Source organism: Streptococcus sanguinis SK355 (assembly GCF_000212855.1).
In the GTDB taxonomy this organism is placed as follows: Bacteria; Bacillota; Bacilli; order Lactobacillales; family Streptococcaceae; genus Streptococcus; species Streptococcus sanguinis_A.
Genome location: NZ_GL890993.1, coordinates 1412508 through 1430778, shown reverse-complemented (window position 1 = coordinate 1430778; position 18271 = coordinate 1412508). Strand labels below are relative to the sequence as shown.

The 18271-nt window shown below is 43.4% G+C and carries 15 protein-coding genes; 3 read left to right on the top strand and 12 right to left on the bottom strand.

What is annotated here, in order from left to right:
• Positions 1-39: 39 nt before the first annotated feature.
• From HMPREF9389_RS04360 to pcrA, 5 genes are all read right to left on the bottom strand, one after another.
• Positions 40-1263 carry a hypothetical protein gene (locus HMPREF9389_RS04360; protein WP_002930011.1) on the bottom strand — a complete coding sequence of 408 codons (1224 nt, stop codon included), beginning with the start codon at positions 1261-1263 and terminating at the stop codon, positions 40-42.
• A gap of 24 nt (positions 1264-1287) precedes the next feature.
• Positions 1288-2214: a glycosyltransferase family 2 protein gene (locus HMPREF9389_RS04365; protein ID WP_002930010.1), complete on the bottom strand. Its 927-nt coding sequence runs from the start codon at positions 2212-2214 to the stop codon at positions 1288-1290.
• A gap of 159 nt (positions 2215-2373) precedes the next feature.
• Positions 2374-3654 carry an O-acetylhomoserine aminocarboxypropyltransferase/cysteine synthase family protein gene (locus tag HMPREF9389_RS04370; RefSeq protein WP_002930009.1) on the bottom strand — a complete coding sequence of 427 codons (1281 nt, stop codon included), beginning with the start codon at positions 3652-3654 and terminating at the stop codon, positions 2374-2376.
• Between the two features lie 98 nt (positions 3655-3752).
• Complete coding sequence (locus HMPREF9389_RS04375; protein WP_002930006.1) at positions 3753-4151, bottom strand: NUDIX hydrolase; 399 nt, start codon at positions 4149-4151, stop codon at positions 3753-3755.
• Entirely contained in the window at positions 4148-6430 is a 2283-nt protein-coding gene (pcrA, locus tag HMPREF9389_RS04380) for a DNA helicase PcrA (protein ID WP_002930004.1), read from the bottom strand. Before pcrA ends, HMPREF9389_RS04375 begins: the two co-directional genes overlap by 4 nt.
• 258 nt (positions 6431-6688) lie before the next feature.
• Here pcrA and HMPREF9389_RS04385 point away from each other — a divergent pair, with 258 nt between their 5' ends.
• Positions 6689-7885 carry a cation diffusion facilitator family transporter gene (locus tag HMPREF9389_RS04385; RefSeq protein WP_032906478.1) on the top strand — a complete coding sequence of 399 codons (1197 nt, stop codon included), beginning with the start codon at positions 6689-6691 and terminating at the stop codon, positions 7883-7885.
• A gap of 32 nt (positions 7886-7917) precedes the next feature.
• On the opposite strand, the gene HMPREF9389_RS04390 is transcribed toward HMPREF9389_RS04385, so the two are convergent.
• From HMPREF9389_RS04390 to HMPREF9389_RS04410, 5 genes are all read right to left on the bottom strand, one after another.
• Positions 7918-8655, bottom strand: a complete 738-nt coding sequence (locus HMPREF9389_RS04390) for a hypothetical protein (protein ID WP_032906476.1) — start codon at positions 8653-8655, stop codon at positions 7918-7920.
• A gap of 141 nt (positions 8656-8796) precedes the next feature.
• Positions 8797-9354 carry a signal peptidase I gene (gene lepB / locus HMPREF9389_RS04395; protein WP_002929998.1) on the bottom strand — a complete coding sequence of 186 codons (558 nt, stop codon included), beginning with the start codon at positions 9352-9354 and terminating at the stop codon, positions 8797-8799.
• 183 nt (positions 9355-9537) lie between these two features.
• Positions 9538-11043 carry a pyruvate kinase gene (pyk, locus tag HMPREF9389_RS04400; protein WP_002929995.1) on the bottom strand — a complete coding sequence of 502 codons (1506 nt, stop codon included), beginning with the start codon at positions 11041-11043 and terminating at the stop codon, positions 9538-9540.
• Positions 11044-11099: 56 nt separating this feature from the next.
• Positions 11100-12110 carry a 6-phosphofructokinase gene (gene pfkA, locus HMPREF9389_RS04405; RefSeq protein WP_002929981.1) on the bottom strand — a complete coding sequence of 337 codons (1011 nt, stop codon included), beginning with the start codon at positions 12108-12110 and terminating at the stop codon, positions 11100-11102.
• 84 nt (positions 12111-12194) lie between these two features.
• Complete coding sequence (locus tag HMPREF9389_RS04410) at positions 12195-15305, bottom strand: DNA polymerase III subunit alpha (RefSeq protein ID WP_032906709.1); 3111 nt, start codon at positions 15303-15305, stop codon at positions 12195-12197.
• Positions 15306-15485: 180 nt separating this feature from the next.
• Here HMPREF9389_RS04410 and HMPREF9389_RS04415 point away from each other — a divergent pair, with 180 nt between their 5' ends.
• Positions 15486-16193 (top strand): ABC transporter ATP-binding protein, encoded by a 708-nt coding sequence (locus HMPREF9389_RS04415; RefSeq protein WP_002900663.1) that lies wholly within the window; start codon positions 15486-15488, stop codon positions 16191-16193.
• A gap of 14 nt (positions 16194-16207) precedes the next feature.
• Complete coding sequence (locus HMPREF9389_RS04420) at positions 16208-17041, top strand: hypothetical protein (protein WP_002929969.1); 834 nt, start codon at positions 16208-16210, stop codon at positions 17039-17041.
• 42 nt (positions 17042-17083) lie between these two features.
• On the opposite strand, the gene HMPREF9389_RS04425 is transcribed toward HMPREF9389_RS04420, so the two are convergent.
• Positions 17084-17779 (bottom strand): LrgB family protein, encoded by a 696-nt coding sequence (locus tag HMPREF9389_RS04425; RefSeq protein WP_002897855.1) that lies wholly within the window; start codon positions 17777-17779, stop codon positions 17084-17086.
• Entirely contained in the window at positions 17772-18152 is a 381-nt protein-coding gene (locus tag HMPREF9389_RS04430) for a CidA/LrgA family protein (protein WP_002929967.1), read from the bottom strand. Before HMPREF9389_RS04430 ends, HMPREF9389_RS04425 begins: the two co-directional genes overlap by 8 nt.
• Positions 18153-18271 lie beyond the last annotated feature (119 nt).

Below are 18271 nucleotides of genomic sequence, written 5' to 3'. Positions count from 1 at the left end.
GGTCGAATCCCTATCGGAAAATATACTTAATAGTATGAGCTAGAGAACAGCCTCTTGCCGCTTTTGATATTCTGTATACAAGTGATACAACAATCTGCAAGTAATAATGAATAGACTTATCATTAGAGGCAAAAAGGTTCGAGTGCTTGAAGCGTAGAGAGTGGGGGATAATGAAATGACCATGCGGCCAATAAAGCCAATTACAAATAAATAGGTCAGCCATAATTTTTCTCTAAAATCTGAAACTACAAGCCACAAAGCGTAAAGAATCATTAATAGCAGCAAGCCATAAAAAGCGACCGCGCTCAGATAAGTAATATTAAAAGAAAATGTCCCTGATTCTCTGGCTGCTTTACTGATACCTGTTAAGGTACCAAAAATAGTATTCCAGCCCATTTTTTGTGAAAAAATATTGAGTATGACAAAACCGCTCAGAGCTATGGCTGTTACATTTTTCTTGTGAAGAGCATAAACAAAGAGCACAAGCAAGAAGACCATCACAAAGGCAAAGGACGTGGAAAGCATATTATCCCCTGTCTCCAGAAAGCCCAGCCCAAGCTTTTGGAAGATATTCAAGTTAGGAAAGTTGGGGAACCAACTGACAATATTCTTTTCCAAACGCAGAGCATTCCCAGGAGACAGCTTGGCTGATAAGATTCCTACACCGCTCAATGCCAAATAGCATAAATTACCCAGTAAAGGTTTTTTATCTTTCTTTGCAAGGACAGTTTCAAACAGAAGCCACAAAAAAGCATAGACTGCTAATTGTTCTTGCATGATAGCAACTAAAAAGCACAAAAGGCTAGCCATATTAATCCAAATATTTTTAGATTCTCTGAAAAAGAGTGCGAAAAGCAACAAGGAAGTAGGGAAAATGTAATTGACATAAGTCGGAATAGAGCCCGCGCTTAAAAATTCAGTTGCCGGAAGGAATATAAAAATTAGTAAAGCTGGCAGCCAAGGCAAGGAAGGGGTCAGCTTCCTTAAAGCATAGACCAAAAGCAAAGTTGCCAGAAAGGCTGCTGCTATAAACAGCTTTTCGTGTACGGAAAATAATAAGGTGGCTGACTCAATGAGCAGTCTACTGCTCCAGGTAAAATAACGATCAATCCCAAAAAATAAATAATTGTAATGAAATTCCTTAGCATATTCTAAAAAGGCTGTTTGGTCTCCTACTGGGGTGATTTTATTATTGATGTAAAACTGTATCGCATAAATAAACGAAGACAAGTATAAGACAATATTAATTCTTTTATTTTTCACAATCTCTCCTCAGCTAAATAAGACTCACTTACTCTTCTCTTTAATCACATAGATTGGGCGATGCTTGGTTTCCATGAAGATTTTGCCGATGTATTTACCTAGGATACCGATGGTCAGCAGCTGGAAGCCTCCGATAAGGAGAATGACGGTCATAAGGGACGGCCAGCCCGATGTCGGGTCACCAAAAACCAAGGTACGGATAATAATCACCGCCATCAGGATAAAAGCTAAAATCCAAGACAGAATACCCCCTAAAAAGGCAATGTTGAGAGGCGCATCAGAGAAATTGACAATACCTTCCAAAGAATAGTTGAAAAGAGACCAGAAATTCCATGAAGTCTTGCCAGCCACTCGTTCAACATTTTTGTATTCCAAGTATTCGGTATTGAATCCCACCCAGGCAAAAATCCCCTTAGAAAAGCGATTGTACTCTGAAACCTCCAGAATGGCTTCTACCATCTGACGGCGCATCAGTCGGAAGTCGCGCGCACCATCTACCATCTCTACCTGACTAATTTTGTTAATCAGCTTATAAAACAAATTGGCAAAAAAGCTTCGGATTGGCGGCTCGCCCTCTCGAGTAGTGCGACGGGTTCCTACACAGTCCAGCTCAGGATTCGAGTCCAGCATGGCCTTCATCTCAATCAGGAGCTCAGGCGGATCCTGCAAATCTACATCCATGACCGTCACAAATTCCCCTCTCGCCTCTTGCAAACCAGCATAGAGGGCTGCTTCTTTTCCGAAATTACGAGAAAAGGACAGATAGTGCACGTCAGGACAGCGACTGCTGAGCTCACGCAAAACAGCCAAGGTTTGGTCTGTCGATCCGTCATTGACAAAAATATATTCAAACTGGTCACGGATTTGATATTTCACCGCTTCCATAGCTTCATGAAACAGAGGAATAGACTCTTCTTCATTGAAGCACGGAACAATCACTGAAATTGTCATTTTGATTACCTGCTATTTTTTAATATCTCTCATTATAACAAAAAACTAGGCGAAATGCACTGCACCCTAGAAGTTAGACACAAAAAATCTAGCTTTTGGGGTGCAGCTTATTTCCAACCTAGTTTTATTCTTATTTGCTCAGTCTAGAGGCATTGAAAATTAGATAGATTCCAAGGCTAGCTTGAGATCCTCTATCAAGTCATCCACATTTTCCAAGCCGATAGAGAGACGGATTTGATTTGGTGTAATGCCTGCTGCCAGCTGAGCATCTGGTGACATCTGACCATGAGTTGTCGTGGCTGGATGGACGACCAAGGACTTAGCATCTGCTACATTGGCCAAGTCAGAGAAAATCTCTAGGCTGTCAATAACCTTACGAGCTTCTTTCTCTCCGCCTTTGACATTAAAGGTGAAGATAGAGCCTACGCCTTTAGGGAAATATTTTTCTGCCAAAGCATGATAAGGACTCTCAGCAAGCTTGGGATAATTGACCTGCTCGACCTTAGGATGCCCTGCTAAGAATTCCACAATCTTCTCAGCATTGGACACATGGCGCTCTACACGCAAAGAGAGAGTTTCCAACCCCTGCAGAAAGAGAAAAGCATTGAAGGGGGACATGGCTGCGCCCGTATCGCGCAAGAGCTGGGTCCGGACAGCAGTGACAAAGGCAGCCGCTCCAACATCCCGCGTATAGCTGATATCGTGGTAGCTTGGATCTGGATCGACAAACTGCGGAAACTTGCCAGAAGCTTCCCAGTCGAAGCGACCGCTGTCCACAATCACACCTCCGATGCTGGTTCCGTGACCGCCGATAAACTTGGTCGCAGAATGAACCGCAATGTCCACTCCGTGAGAGAAGACATTGATCAGATAAGGAGTAGCAAAGGTATTGTCAGAAATCAGCGGAATTTTATGAGCATGAACCAGCTCTGCCAAAGCATCAAAGTCAGGAATATTAATCAGAGGATTGCCCAAGGTTTCAATCAGAACCAGCTTGGTATTGTCCTGAATGGCTGCCTCTACTTCAGACAGATTTTCAATATCAACAAAAGTCGTGGTAATGCCATAGCGAGGCAGGGTTTCCTTGAGCAGATTAAAGGTGCCGCCGTAGATGGTGGAGGCTGCCACTACATGGTCGCCAGCATGCGCCAAAGCTAGAACGGTATAGGTAAGGGCCGCCATACCAGAAGCTGTTGCTAGAGCTCCGACTCCACCCTCCAAAGCCGCAATACGCTCCTCAAAAGCAGACAGGGTCGGATTGGTAATCCGAGTGTAGATATTGCCCGGTTTGCGTAGAGCAAAGAGATCTTCTCCTTCCTGAGTATCGTCAAACACATAGGAAGTTGTCTGGTAAATAGGCAGAGCCCGCGACTTAGTTGTCGGGTCAACTGTCTGTCCGGCATGAAGCTGCAGGGTTTCAAATTTAAATTCACGTGTCATAAGGTCACCTCACTATAGTTATGTGATAAGTCTACCACTAAACGTCTCGCTTGACTAATAGAATTTCCTTATCAAAAGAAATAAAGAGAAGCTATATCTTATAGCTTCTCGGATATAATCGCAAAAGTTGCTTGATTGCTGGGCCAGTACAACTGCGACGAAACTTTTTCTAAAGCTATCCACTGAGCTCCCACATGCTCATCAGAAATCTGGATTTCCTTCTGCTCTGTCAGAACTAGAAAGAGATTCTTGTGGATGGACAGATTTTCATCAATCTTTACCCTAAAATCTCCAAGACCCGTCAGGTTTGAACAAGCTAAAAGCAAGCCGGTCTCTTCTTTTATTTCACGAAGGCAGGCTTCTTCTGGACTCTCGCCGCTCTCAATCCCACCAGTAATGGGCTGCCAAAAGGAAACTGGCTCATTCTCAACTTTCAAGAGCAAGATTTCTCGTTCCTTTGGATGATAGATCCAGGCTTCAATCGACTGTCTCATCATGATTTTTTCTCAATCGGCGCTATGCTGGCCAATACTTTCTTCAAACCGACTTCTGGGAAATTGATCTTAAGCTCTTGACTATTTCCACTGCCAGAGACTGCCAGAACCGTCCCATCGCCCCATTTCTTATGATGGGCAATATCTCCGATAGCCCAAGCAACTTCTGGATTAGATGACTGACTGCTCTTTCCAAAAGGCAGACCGCCTGTAGAAATGGAACTTGGTGCCGCCTGACGCTTCCGCTCCTGCAGGGCTTGAGCCAGACTCATGCCCTGACCGAATTTGCTAGTATCGCTATTGGTATAGCTAACCTTAAAAGAGCTATTTGCCGGTCGAGCCAGTCCCTGATAGTCTAGCAAGTCTGAGCTGATTTCTCTCAAAAAGCGAGTAGGATGATTATAGTTGGTTTTACCATAAAGCATACGGGAATTGGCATTGGTCAGATAGAGAATCTTCTCTGCTCGGGTGATACCGACATAGGCCAGACGCCGCTCTTCTTCTAGCTCATCCTCATCTTCAGACGCCCGACTTAGAGGGAAGACATTTTCCTCCATACCAACCAGAAAGACGACCGGAAATTCCAATCCCTTGGCTGCATGGAGGGTCATCAGAGTCACTTCGGAACTCTCCTGATCTCCGTCATCTGTGTCTGCAATCAAGGCTAAGTCATTAAGAAAACGGCTGAGCTTGTCAAGACCAGACTCATCAGCAGGATTGTCTGGACTTTCGTCAAAGTTCTTGGTTACAGACAGGAATTCTTCGATATTTTCAATCCGTGCTTGGCTCTCCAAGGTCGCCTGGGCTGCCAAGGAAGCAGCATAACCTGTCTTTTCCAATACAGCTTCTACCAGCTCCGTCAGGGTATAATCATCCAAACGCTCCCTCAAATCGAGAAGCATATTGGCAAAATCATAGACTGCCTGAGCCGCCTTGCCCTTGACCGGTGACAGCAGGATATTGGCCGACGCATCTAGCAAAGAGATTTCCTGGCTGGACGCAAAATTTCGAATCTTCTCCACCGTTCCTGGACCGACACCACGTTTGGGCTCATTGACCACGCGCTCATAACTGATATTGTCGCTAGGATTGGCGATGAGATTGAGGTAAGAAATAACATCGCGGATTTCCTTGCGGCTGTAGAACTTGGTTCCACCGACCATGGTATAGGGAATATTAGACTTGAGCAGGGCTTCTTCCACCGTCCGTGACTGAGCATTGGTCCGGTACAGAACTGCAAAATCTTTATGACTGTAGCCCTCTCGGCTCAGCTGATCAATAGTTCGGGCGACAAAGAGAGCCTCGTCCTGCTCGTCATTAGCCCGATAGTAGACAATTTCCTCACCATCTTCGTTTTGAGTCCAGAGATTTTTAGGACGGCGGTTGCGGTTGTTTCGGATGACTTCATTAGCCGCCTGAAGAATGGTTTTGGTAGAACGATAATTTTCCTCAAGCAGAACTACCTTAGCTTCAGGATAATCCTTTTCAAAGTCCAGGATATTCTGCATATCGGCTCCCCGCCAGCCATAGATAGACTGGTCAGCATCCCCGACCACGCAGATATTCTTAAAGCGCATAGCCAAGAGCTTGACTAGCTGGTACTGGGCATGGTTGGTATCCTGATACTCGTCTACATGGATATACTGATAGCGTTGCTGGTAGTAGGTCAGGACGTCAGGATTCTGGTCAAAAAGCCTTAGAGTCAGCATAATCAAGTCATCAAAGTCCATAGCCTCAGACTGGCGCAATTCCTTTTGATAAGCCGTGTAACACTTGGCCACAATCTCTGTATACATATCACCAGCTAGATTTGCATAGGCCACCTCATCAATCAGGTCGTTCTTAGCATTGGAAATAGTCCCCAGAATGGCGCGCTCATTCCATTTTTTAGGATCTAGATTGAGATTTTTGAGAATCCGCTTCATCAGAGTCCGCTGTTCGCCCGGATCAACGATGGTAAAGTTACGGTTGTAGCCAATATGGTCTGCTTCTCGTCGCAGGATGCGCACACACATGGAGTGGAAGGTAGCGATTAAGCAATCTTGGGCCTCGGTTTTAAGTTTTTCAGCCCGTTCTCTCATCTCCCTCGCCGCCTTATTGGTAAAGGTAATGGCTAGGATATTCCAAGGATTAATCTCCTTTTCATCAATCAAATAGGCGATGCGGTGGGTCAGGACACGGGTCTTACCCGAACCAGCTCCCGCCATTATCAGCAAAGGCCCTTCTGTTGTCTGGACCGCCTCAGCCTGACGGTCATTCATACCGTTTAATAAAGGATGCATTTTTCTTCCTCTTTCAAAGTCAATGCTATTATTATAACAAAAATCCTGATGAAGCTAAACCAGAAAGAAGAGGAATTTCTGATTTTAGATTAGATTTTCGGCAAGTCATTTAAGACGCCCTAAACCCGAAGGAAATTGAAAATCAGGCCTATTTTTGCTATAATAAGCCCATATGAGACTTAGAACATCTGTCAAGAGATGACATTTCTTCTCAAGTCTCTTTTCCATTCTGCTACCCTATTAGAAAGAAAGGCTGTCATGAAAAATCCTAGCAACAATCTGAAGCTAGCAGAGAGAGGAGCCATCCTTTCCATCGCTACCTATCTGATTCTCTCGGCGATCAAGATCATCGCTGGCTCGACCCTCCAGTCCTCCAGTCTGACGGCCGATGGCTTCAACAATGTATCTGATATCGTGGCTAATATCGCCGTTTTAATTGGCCTGCGTATGGCCAGAAAACCAGCCGACCGTGACCATCGCTTCGGCCACTGGAAGATAGAAGATCTGGCCAGTCTCATCACATCTTTTATCATGTTTTTCGTTGGATTTGATGTCTTGATAGAGACCATTCAGAAGATTATCTCCAACCAAGAAACCAAGATTGACCCTGTTGGTGCCATGGTCGGAATCATCTCGGCAATCATTATGTTGGGTGTTTATTTTTACAATAAAACGCTAGCTAAAAAAGCTCATTCCAAGGCTCTGGATGCTGCAGCCAAGGACAACCTGTCAGACGCTGTCACTTCTATCGGCACTTCAGTTGCTATCATTGCCAGCGCCTTTAATTTCCCAATCGTTGATAAGCTGGCAGCCATTGTAATTACCTTCTTCATTCTCAAGACAGCCTATGATATCTTTATGGAATCTTCTTTCAGCCTGTCCGACGGATTTGATGAAAGCCTACTCCAAGACTATAAGCAAGCTATCCTGGAAATTCCTAAAATCACCCAGGTCAAGTCACAACGCGGCCGGACCTATGGCAGTAATATCTACCTGGATATTATCTTGGAAATGAATCCCGATTTGTCTGTTTTTGAAAGCCATGATATTGCGGACCAGGTTGAGGATATGTTGATGAAGCGCTTTGGGGTCTTTGACATTGACATTCATATCGAGCCCGCTCCCATTCCTGAAGATGAGAGATTGGAAAATCTTTATCCAAACCTACTCATGCGTGAGCAGCTCGTAGAGCAAGGCAGCCAACTGGATACGCTTCTGTCCGCCGAATTTCTCTATATTTCCCAAGATGGCCGACAGCTAAACAAGTCTGAATTTCAGGCAGAAAGAGCCTCAAAAACACCTATCAAAAACTTTGAACTCCTCTCTGTCAGCCAGAAAACCAAGCTCATCCGCTATGAAATGGACGGTGTTATCCATACCAGCCTCTGGCGTCGCCACGAAGTATGGCAAAACATCTTTCATCAAGAAACACGAAAAAAACAGTCTGATAATTAAGTCAGTCTGGCTTTTTCTTTGCAACACATCATTCATTTCCCCGTATAATAGATAACAGTAATGCTATCTAGACTTTGCAAATTTGTTTGATTATCTTTAGCTTTCAGGCCGTCTTTTTCAGGATTATAAGACAAATGATAGTTGTCATAGCTATCATCTAGGTAGGAATAAATCTTTATCTTATCATTAACAACTAACGTAGCTTCTCTTGCCTGTCCAAAAGGCTTTCTTGAAATCTTTGTAAATTCAATTTTTTCAACATTTTCATAGTGATTCAGTAAAAATAAAGCCAGCCCCTCTTCCTGGTTGCGCACCTTTACTTTTTCCTCAGTCGTCAGCCAAACATTTTGTCCAGAGTAAATAACATCCGTCTCACCCGCATCTTTAAAATTTGTGACCTTCTCTTTCTTTTTAAGACGAAAAGTCAATTCTGTCGAATCAGTGCGAGAGTTATCATTTATATTATAGTTTTCATCTTTTGAGTCCAAAGAAACATGTGGGATATAACTGGTATCATTTACAATGAGACTAACGGAATCCCCTTTCCATAAATTTCCCTTGGAAAATTCATCAAATTCAATTTTTTGAACATCTTCATAATGATTAATGATATAAAGTGCAATCTTTTCCTCTTTCTTACGAAGCTCCGACATTTCAGTATCTGACATCCATATTTTTTCACCATCTCTATTTACTATACTGCTGCATGCTGTCAAAAAACTTAGAGCCAGTATAGCAAAAAATAATAATTTCTTCTTTCTTGACTTCAAAAGCAATCTCCTTTTTGCGGTCTTTTGATATTAGTATACCACATCAGGAAAAGTATCTTTATGTTTACTTGTAACTTTAAAGTTGATTTTCAAAGAAAAAAACCAAGGCTTGCCCTGCCTTGGTTGAAAATAGACTTCAGTTTACTTATTCTTAATAAAACCAAATTCATTCAGAGGTGAGAGTCGGAACTCCACCACTCCCTTGATTTGACTGGCTTTGATGAGCCCAAATTCTCGGCTGTCCTTGGTATTTTCCCGTCGGTCATTAAGAATCAGATAAGAATCTTTAGTAATTTTATCAGACTTTGAGTCTTTTAAATCCATAATAGAGAAATCATGCGTATAATAGCCCGAACTTCCTGCTGAAGCCAAATATTTCTCGCGCATTTTCTCAATGTATTCTTCCGACATGACCTGACCGTTCAGGTAAAGGAGGTCATCCATATAGGTTACCTGATCTTTTTCCTGGGCAATGACCCGGCCGACATAGTCTTTGCCGTCCACTTCATAGAGGACAAAGTCTCCACGCTTGATGTCTTGCTTTCTCGTTGCCAAGACCAAGTCATTCTTTGCCAAATAAGCATTGCTGTCTTGATCAGTCACCCGATAAGGCGTATAAATAAAAACTCTCAGCCCTATAATAATAGCTGCTAGAACTGAAAAAATAATGACATTTCTTAATAAATCTCTCTTTAACATCTGTCTCTCCCATCTCTTTTATACCATTATATCATTTTTAGACAAAATAGACAAAGGGACAATCTTATTTCAAAAATCAAAACGCTGGCGTGTCCTTCTTCCCACACAAGATAATGGTCATCACTTCGACAAGAGAAAAAACCGATGATTTTTCAATCAACGGTTCTTTTTTATTTTCTTAGATTAACGTACTGTACGGATACGCATTGTGTTGGTACGAACTGCTTCACCAAGCGGCACACCAGCAACGATAACGATATCATCACCAGATTCAACCAAGCCTTGCTCAACTGCAATCTTCTCAGCGATGTCAAACATATCATCTGTGTTAGATGGAGTGTTTGTAGTCACTGGAATTACACCCCAGTTCAGCATAAGACCGCGTTGAGTCAATTCGTCAAAAGTGATAGCCAAGATATCAGCATTTGGACGGTATTTAGAAATCAAACGAGCTGTGTGACCAGTCTTAGTAAGGGTAACTACCAACTTGATATCCATTGAGTTTGTAGCATCTTTAACTGCTGAAGCCATAACTTCAGTCTTAGAGTTACGCTCAAAGTTATCAGTTGTCAAGCGGCCATATTCGTTAAGAAGGGTTTGAGCATTCTTATCGATAGTAGCCATTGTTGTTACTGACTCAAGTGGGTATTTACCATTTGCAGACTCACCTGAAAGCATAGTTGCGTCAGTTCCGTCGATAACAGCGTTAAATACGTCTGATACTTCTGAACGAGTTGCACGTGGTTTTTCTGTCATGGTTTCAAGCATGTTAGTTGCTGTGATAACCACTTTACCAGCTGCATTTACCTTAGTGATGATCATCTTTTGGTAAACTGGAACCATTTCGAATGGTACTTCGATACCCATGTCACCACGGGCAATCATGATACCGTCAGCAGCTTCAATAATTTCGTCCAAGTTATCGATACCTTGTTGGTTTTCGATTTTCGCGAACAATTGAACATGGCCATTACCAGTTTCTTCACAGATTGCACGAACTTCGTTGACGTCTTTTGCAGTACGTACAAATGAAATCGCGATGAAGTTAATTCCTTGCTCAAGACCAAAGCGGATATCGTCATTGTCACGCTCAGCAAGTGCTGGGAAAGGAATTTTAGTGTTAGGGATGTTCACACCCTTTTGCTTAGCAATGATGCCGTCGTTTTCAACTTCTACTTCAAATTCACGAGTAGCATCGTCTTTAGCAATAACACGAAGACCAAGTTTACCATCGTCAACCAATACTTGACGGCCAACTTCAACATCATCGTAGATGTCCAATCCGCCAGCAACGTTCAAAGCAATTACTTCACGAGTAGATTTGATACCTTGCTTAGTAGCAACACGGATTTTTTCACCAGTCTTGTATGAATACTCTTTTGCATCGCCTTCAAACAATTCTGTACGAATTTCTGGTCCTTTTGTATCAAGAAGGAAACCAACTTTTTGGCCGGCAATTTCTTCTGCACGCTTAACAGTTGCCATGCGCTCTCCTTGCTCAGCATGGTCACCGTGTGAGAAGTTGAAACGGAATGTGTTTGCGCCAGCTTGAATCAACTTAGCAATGTTTTGAGCTGATGCTTCAACATCCAGCTTTTCTCCCCAATATCCGTCATCACCGAATTTTTTACCGCCGCGGATTTCTACCGCAGGACCTAATGTTGCAACGATTTTTACACGTTTATTCATGATTGTATGAAACTCCTTCTTCTATTTGGCCTCTTGGCCTGAATAACAAATAATAATTAAATATTGATGCTGCGGTTCAAATCAGCCAAGTCCAGATCAGCCTTGTGCGGATTATTGACGACAATCTTGCCTTCAGCAGTCAAGCTAAAGAGTGCTCCTTCTTCAGCAGTTCCCAGGATTGGGCTTTCAACCATCTGCTCATTGCGGATTCCAACAGCAACTCCGCCGATACCTTTTTTAAGCAGTTTAACAGCATGTGCTCCCATACGAGATGCAAGAACACGGTCACGCGCAGTCGGTGAGCCTCCACGCTGGATATGTCCGAGCTCTGTGACACGCAAATCGCTCATATCTCCAGCTTCTTTCAGCTTTTCAGCAAATTCATCCGCTGACATGACACCCTCAGCCAAGACGATGATGTTGTGCTTCTTACCCTTAGCATAGCCACTCTTAATGCTTTCAACAACTTCTTCGATCTTGAAACCTTCTTCAGGAACGATGATTTCGTCCGCACCAGATGCAATACCTGCCCAGAGAGCAATATCACCAGCATTACGTCCCATTACTTCGATAACGAAAGTACGGCGGTGACTGGATGAGGTATCCCGAATCTTGTCAATCGCATCCATAGCTGTAGTAACAGCTGTATCAAAACCGATAGTGAAGTCTGTTCCGACGATATCATTGTCAATGGTTCCTGGAACACCGACAGCTGGGAATCCATGCTCTGTCAAGCGCATAGCACCGTGGTAAGATCCATCACCACCGATAACAACGACACCTTCAATTCCATGTTTTTTAAGCTGCTCAATCCCTTTCAGCTGCCCTTCAACTTGGGCAAACTCAGGGTAACGAGCAGAGTGAAGGAAGGTTCCACCGCGAGAAATAATGTCACCAACTGATGTCGCATCAAGTGGGTAAATCTCGCCAGCAACCATTCCAGCGTAACCATCATAAATCCCGTAGACTTCCATTCCTTCGGAAATTGCTTTACGAACAACTGCACGGATAGCAGCATTCATTCCAGGGGCATCACCACCACTAGTCAAAACAGCAATACGTTTCATTTCGCTTTTTGCTCCTTTTTCTTTTTAACATTCTTATAGATTATACCACAATCATCATGAAAATTCTCTTATTTTCCATATTTTTTAACGAAAAATCGTTTTCATAGTATAATTCTTCAATTCCTCTTGCAGCTGCTCTGATCTCTCCACTCGGAAATGAGGTGCAGATATGGTTCGCTTCTCATCTTCATAGCGCAGGACAACTGGAATATTGCCAGGGTATTTCTGCAAAACATGAGATATTTCCCGATCATGCTCATGGCCCGCAAGTTTTATCCAGAAGCGTTCTGTAGTGGCTTCTTCTATATTTGACAAGACCAACTGTAAACGACCATCCCGCTCCTGCACCTTGCCGCTCAAGTAGTAAATACCCTTCTCCTTAATGCGTTCACCCAGCTGTCTATAAGTATCAGGAAAGAGGGTAACATCCAGTTTTTTCTTGGTATCTGAAACCTGCAAGAAGGCCATATTCTCGCCCTTTTTAGTCCGGATAGTCTTAATAGTCTGGACTTCAGCCAAAATCCTAGCTCTGCTATTTTCCGTCAAATCACTAATCCAGCTAAAGGGCTGGTCCGCTTCTTTGGCCAGTTTAACCAAGGGATGATCGCTAAGCCCCACACCGATTATGCTCTGTTCCAACTCAAACTTTTCGGTATCGCTAAAATCCTGAGCCTCTGTCCAAGAATAGGTCGTATCCGCAAAAAGACTACCTAGCTCATCCGCAAATACAAATAGATTAGGCAAATTGGCTAGAATTTTTTGGCGATTTTTCTCAAAACTGTCAAAGAGCCCCAGCTGGATCAGAGGAGTCAGCAGCGGAATCTTATGGTAATTCTGAGGCAGGCGCAGAATAAAGTCTTCCACCCCAGTAAAGGCAGCATTTTGTCGCTCTTCGATAATCCAGTAAGCCAAATCCCTAGGCAGGCCTTTGATATTTTTCATGCCCAAAAAAATTTTCTTATCCTGAAACTTATCATGGTAGGGAATATTGTTGATACTGAGGGGGGCTGTTTCAAAGTCAAAACTCAGGGCATCGGTGATATAGTCACTACTTGAATAATTGAGCATGACATCAAAGAAAACATCTGGATAGTGAGCCTTGAAGTAAGCCAACTGAAAGGCCAGAGCTGAGTAGGCATAGGCATGGCTGCGGTTAAAGCCATAGCCAGCAAACTTCTCCATAATAGCAAAGACTTCCTTGGCTTTAGTTTCCGAGTGACCTAGCTTGAGAGCACCTGCAACAAAGTCCTCCTGCATGCGGTGCATTTCAGCAGCACTTTTCTTACCCATGGCCCGCCGCAAAATATCGGCTTTCCCCAGACTAAAGCCACCAAAGCGCTGGGCCACCTGCATGACCTGCTCTTGGTAGAGCATGATACCGTAAGTCGGAGCTAGAATATCAGCCAAACTGTCATCAATCAACTCCACTTGTTCCATTCCATGCTTTCTCTTGACAAAATTATCTATATAATCACTGGCTCCAGGACGATTGAGAGAGGTTGTGGCTACTACTTCCTCAAAGCAAACTGGCTGAACCCGCTTGAGCAGGCTGATAGCCCCCGGCTGCTCAAACTGGAAAATCCCCTTGGTCTGGCCGGCTGCAAAGAGTTTCAGAGTTTCTGCATCCTCCAAGTCAATCTCTGCAATCTCAATATCTACCTTATATTTTTCCAGGGTTGCTTCCTTCATCCGCTGGACAAAGGTCAGATTACGCAAGCCCAGAAAGTCCATCTTGAGCAGACCGTTGCTTTCCACACCGTGGGCATCATATTGGGTGATATACATGTCCTCACCGTATTTGAGCGGTATCTGGTCTGTCAGGTCATTGTCACTCATCACAACGCCGGCTGCGTGGATAGAGGTCTGACGGGGGTTGCCTTCGATTTTTTTAGCAATATCAAAGGCCTTTTGATATTCCAGCTTACTATTGATAATCTGACGAAAGGCCATATTTTTCTCATAAGCAGAGGTCAGACTATCGCCAAAGCGGATTTTCTTGGTGATATTGGTCAGCTCATACTCTGGTAGACCGAAGCGCTTGAAGACATCACGAATGGCCTGCTTGGCTCCAAAGGTCGAGTAGGTCACAATCTGAGCCGCATGCATGCTGCCATAGCGGTCCCGAACATAGCGGATAAACTCTGGCCGGTAAACATCAGGAATATCAATATCAATATCGGGCATGGTATAGCGCTCTAGATTTAGAAAGCGCTCAAAAAGCAGGTTATTCTTGACTGGGTCAATCCCAGTAATCTCCAAAGCATAGGCCACCAGACTGCCAACAGCAGATCCTCGACCCATGCCCATATAATAGCCCTGACTGCGACCAAAGCGCAGCAAATCCCAGACGATAAGAAAGTAATCATCAAAGCCCATCTGATGAATGACACCCAGCTCCTGGTCCAGTCGTTCCTGATAAAGTTTACCTGTTAAACCGCGTTTTTTTAAGCCAGCTTCGGATCGCTCCCTTAGCTCTTCCACGGCTGGCCGCTCTCGATTAAAGCGGGGCAGTTTCAGCTCCCTATTGATATCATAGTGAACATCACGGACTAGCTTCTCAAGATTAGCCAGACTCTCTGGGAAAGTTTCCTTAAAAGCTCCTGCCAGAGCATCTGGTGCCAGCAAAAACTCATGATTGGGGAGACTGCCAATCTCTCGCAGGCTGGCATTTTCTCTAATAGCCCGGAGCATCTGCAAGGTTTCCAAATCTCCCCTATCAAAATATCGGACGGTATGCAAGGGCAGGGTTGGCCGACCAAACTCCTGCTGGAGCGTTGCTGGAAAGACTCCAACATAAAAATCCAACCCCAAATCCAGATCTGCTACTCCGTCAAAAGCAGGAACAATCACAGCCAATCCCTTAAAGAGATGCTGGAAAGACTCCCAATTCTTTTGTCCCATCATCTTGAGAGTCGAGACTTTCATCAGATTGCGATATCCCTGACTGTCTAAAGCCAGCAGACGGAGATGAAGCTCCTGCTCTGCCTTGATCAGACTCAGCTCCAAGCCTAAAAGCGGCCGCAGTCCCGCAGATTCGGCTTCCTCTAAGAAATGATAAGCCCCATAGAGATTGTCCACATCCATCATGCCCAGATGACTGTATCCTAAGTCCTTGGCTTTTTGCACATATTTCTTTATCGGGATCAAGCTATCCATAAAACTGTAAACAGTCTTGGTATCAAGTTGTATCACCACATTTTTCTCCTTGAACATGCTTTGCTTCTTCTTATAACTATTATACCGCAATTCACTGAATGAGGGAAATAGGAGTTTGACCGAACATAAAGATTCCATTCACCCTTTCCGGCTTTCTTTGCCATTTTCCTAAGGAAAAGGTATAATAATTGTAAATTGAAGAAAATGAAGGAGACATGTATGAATCAGTATCCTCTGGTCTATCTTGACCATGTCCATAAAAATTATGGTGACGCACCCGCCCTCTATGATGTAAGCTTAAACATCCAGCCTGGCAGAATCATCGGACTTCTAGGTCCTAATGGCAGCGGCAAGACAACTATTATCAAGCTTATCAATGGTCTCTTGCAGCCCACCTCTGGCCATATTTATCTCAAAGGCGTCAAACCTTCTCCTGATACGAAAAGAATCGTTTCCTATCTGCCAGATACGACTTATCTAAGCGACAGCTCTAAAGTAATCGAAGCTGTAAAATATTTCCAAGATTTTTATGATAATTTTGACAGCGCGAAAGCCATGCAGCTCCTAAAGGATCTTCATATTGATCCTCAAGCGCGCATCGGAAGCCTTTCAAAAGGAAACAAGGAAAAAATGCAGCTCATTTTGGTCATGAGCCGCCATGCGGAACTGTATATCCTAGACGAGCCTATCGGTGGTGTTGATCCGGCTGCTCGTGACTATATCCTGCAGACCATTATCCAAAATCGTACGCCTCAGTCTTCTGTCATCATTTCCACCCACTTGATTGCGGATATCGAGCCAATTTTGGATGAAGTCATCCTGATTAACCAAGGTCAGATCTTTTTGCATGAAAATGCTAATCAGCTGCGTCAACAGTACAATCAATCCATTGATAATCTTTTCCGCAGCCAGTTTCGCTTTTATTAGGAGGTCTTCATTATATGTTTGGAAAACTGTTTAAATACGATTTTAAGTCTAATTACAAATGGTATTGTATCACCTTTGCCATTCTTCTCACTCTATCTATCTTGATGGGATTCATAACTGGCAGCAGCTTGAGACCGGAGGTCATGGAACGCTATAGTGACTACCCAATGGCTACTAGTGGTGTTATTGTCACTTTATACCTACTCTTCCTCTTGCTGTTTTCTGCATCCTGCGCTGTCTTTCTGTCCAATACCATCATTATCATCCGTCGGTTTTATAAAAATGTTTTTGGGCGAGAAGGTTACTTGACTTGGACTCTGCCAGTTACCCCGCATCAGATTCTTCTGTCTAAGCTTCTTTCCGCATTTGTTTGGACCCTCTTGTGTATGCTAACCATGTTTATTAGCGGCCTTGTCATTTTTGGCATTGCCCTCCCTATTACCGGCTATTCATTTAATGAAATTTTTAAATATATTGGTGAAATCCCAAATCTGTGGCTTTGGATTGTCAAATACGGCTTCCTTAATCTCCTTCAAATCCTTTCTGGTATCCTCTTCTTTTATCTAGCAATCTCAGTTGGACAGCTATTTAAGAAGAATCGGATTATGATGGCTGTGCTTTTCGGATTTTTGATTTGGAGTGTTCTAGCGGTCCTGTCAATCTTCTTACCTAGTCTCTTCAATCCGTATGGCCTATTTGTTCCATACGATTATAGTTACTCCGCTACGGATTTTGAAATGATGCTAGACCTCTCTCTGATTATCCAAATTGTCTTTGAGCTCGTGAAAGTTTTTGGTTTCTATTTTACCATCTATTTCATCGTGAAAAAGAAGCTAAATCTTCAATAAGCAAAACAATGTTGAAACAAAACGTTTCAACATTGTTTATTTTTACTTCAGAATAATGGCTGCCACGATGGGGCTGACCAGAACATACATGAGCCCGGTCACGCCAATCGCAAGTCCCGCCATAGCTCCTGCAACCTGACCGTATTTAAAGGCGGTTCCCGTTCCTACCGCATGGCCGGTTCCCCCTAAAGCTAGACCAATAGCTACTGGATCTGTGATTTTTAAGAGCTTAAGAAGCGTTGGCCCTAAGACACTGGTCAGAATGCCCGTCGCAACCACCACAACTAATGTCACAGTAGCAAGCCCTTGCAGCTTGTCTGTGATACCGACAGCCATGGCCGTTGTGACAGACTTCGGAAAAAGAGAGACAGCCAGAAAGAAATCCATGCCGAAAAACTTAGCCAACAGGGCAGTAAAGCTAGTATTGACTACAACCGCCGCAAAGGTCCCAATCAAAATACTGCGCGCATGGTGCTTCATCAAATGAAAAGTCTTGTAAAGCGGAATCCCCAAAGCAACCGTAGATGGCACAATTAGGTTGTTTAAATAGGAGCCGCCGACATAGTAATCCTTATAGGAAATACCGGTTAATTTTAAAAAAGCAATGACCAAAACTGCTGCAATCAGCAAAGGAGTTGTCAAGGGATGAGGAAATCTACGAAAAATCAATAGGCCGAACAGATAGGCCAAGATAGACAAGGCAAGGCCAAAGAGAGGATTGCTCCATAAATCAGACATTGCTGGCGTCTCCTTCCTCATAATCTCCTTCAAAACGAGTCTTAATCAGCTGCACCACAACTGCAATCACGCAGACATTGAGCACAATCGCTCCTAAAACAATCAAAATAATTGGCAGCAGATAAGGCGCAATGACCTGAAATTTATCCATGATACCAACCGCAGGAGGCAGAAAAAGAATGGTCATATTTGCCAAAAGAAAATTGCCAACCATGCTGATATGGCGCAGGCGCAGGAGCTTGAACTGCAGAGCCAAAAACAGCAAGACTAAACCAATGATACTGCCCGGAATAGGCAGGTGGAAAACACTTGAAATCCCTTCTCCAACAAGGGAAATCATAAAAATAATCATCAACTGAACGTATAATTTCATACTAAACCTCCATCACTTGTATATCCAGTTTACTCCTTTTCAGGAAAATATCAAGGTGCTTTCAGAAATTAAAACCTTTACATAAAAAATCCGCTTATAAAAATTCCCTCTATTGTCTG

Excerpts from the sequence above, each read along its gene's own strand:
- lepB (WP_002929998.1), bottom strand. The coding sequence starts at position 9,354 with ATGTTAAAGAGAGATTTATTAAGAAATGTCATTATTTTTTCAGTTCTA.
- pcrA (WP_002930004.1), bottom strand. The coding sequence starts at position 6,430 with ATGCATCCTTTATTAAACGGTATGAATGACCGTCAGGCTGAGGCGGTC.
- pfkA (WP_002929981.1), bottom strand. The coding sequence starts at position 12,110 with ATGAAACGTATTGCTGTTTTGACTAGTGGTGGTGATGCCCCTGGAATG.
- HMPREF9389_RS04425 (WP_002897855.1), bottom strand. The coding sequence starts at position 17,779 with ATGTCTGATTTATGGAGCAATCCTCTCTTTGGCCTTGCCTTGTCTATC.
- HMPREF9389_RS04420 (WP_002929969.1), top strand. The coding sequence starts at position 16,208 with ATGTTTGGAAAACTGTTTAAATACGATTTTAAGTCTAATTACAAATGG.
- HMPREF9389_RS04375 (WP_002930006.1), bottom strand. The coding sequence starts at position 4,151 with ATGATGAGACAGTCGATTGAAGCCTGGATCTATCATCCAAAGGAACGA.
- HMPREF9389_RS04365 (WP_002930010.1), bottom strand. The coding sequence starts at position 2,214 with ATGACAATTTCAGTGATTGTTCCGTGCTTCAATGAAGAAGAGTCTATT.
- HMPREF9389_RS04430 (WP_002929967.1), bottom strand. The coding sequence starts at position 18,152 with ATGAAATTATACGTTCAGTTGATGATTATTTTTATGATTTCCCTTGTT.
- HMPREF9389_RS04415 (WP_002900663.1), top strand. The coding sequence starts at position 15,486 with ATGAATCAGTATCCTCTGGTCTATCTTGACCATGTCCATAAAAATTAT.
- HMPREF9389_RS04385 (WP_032906478.1), top strand. The coding sequence starts at position 6,689 with ATGAAAAATCCTAGCAACAATCTGAAGCTAGCAGAGAGAGGAGCCATC.
- pyk (WP_002929995.1), bottom strand. The coding sequence starts at position 11,043 with ATGAATAAACGTGTAAAAATCGTTGCAACATTAGGTCCTGCGGTAGAA.
- HMPREF9389_RS04370 (WP_002930009.1), bottom strand. The coding sequence starts at position 3,654 with ATGACACGTGAATTTAAATTTGAAACCCTGCAGCTTCATGCCGGACAG.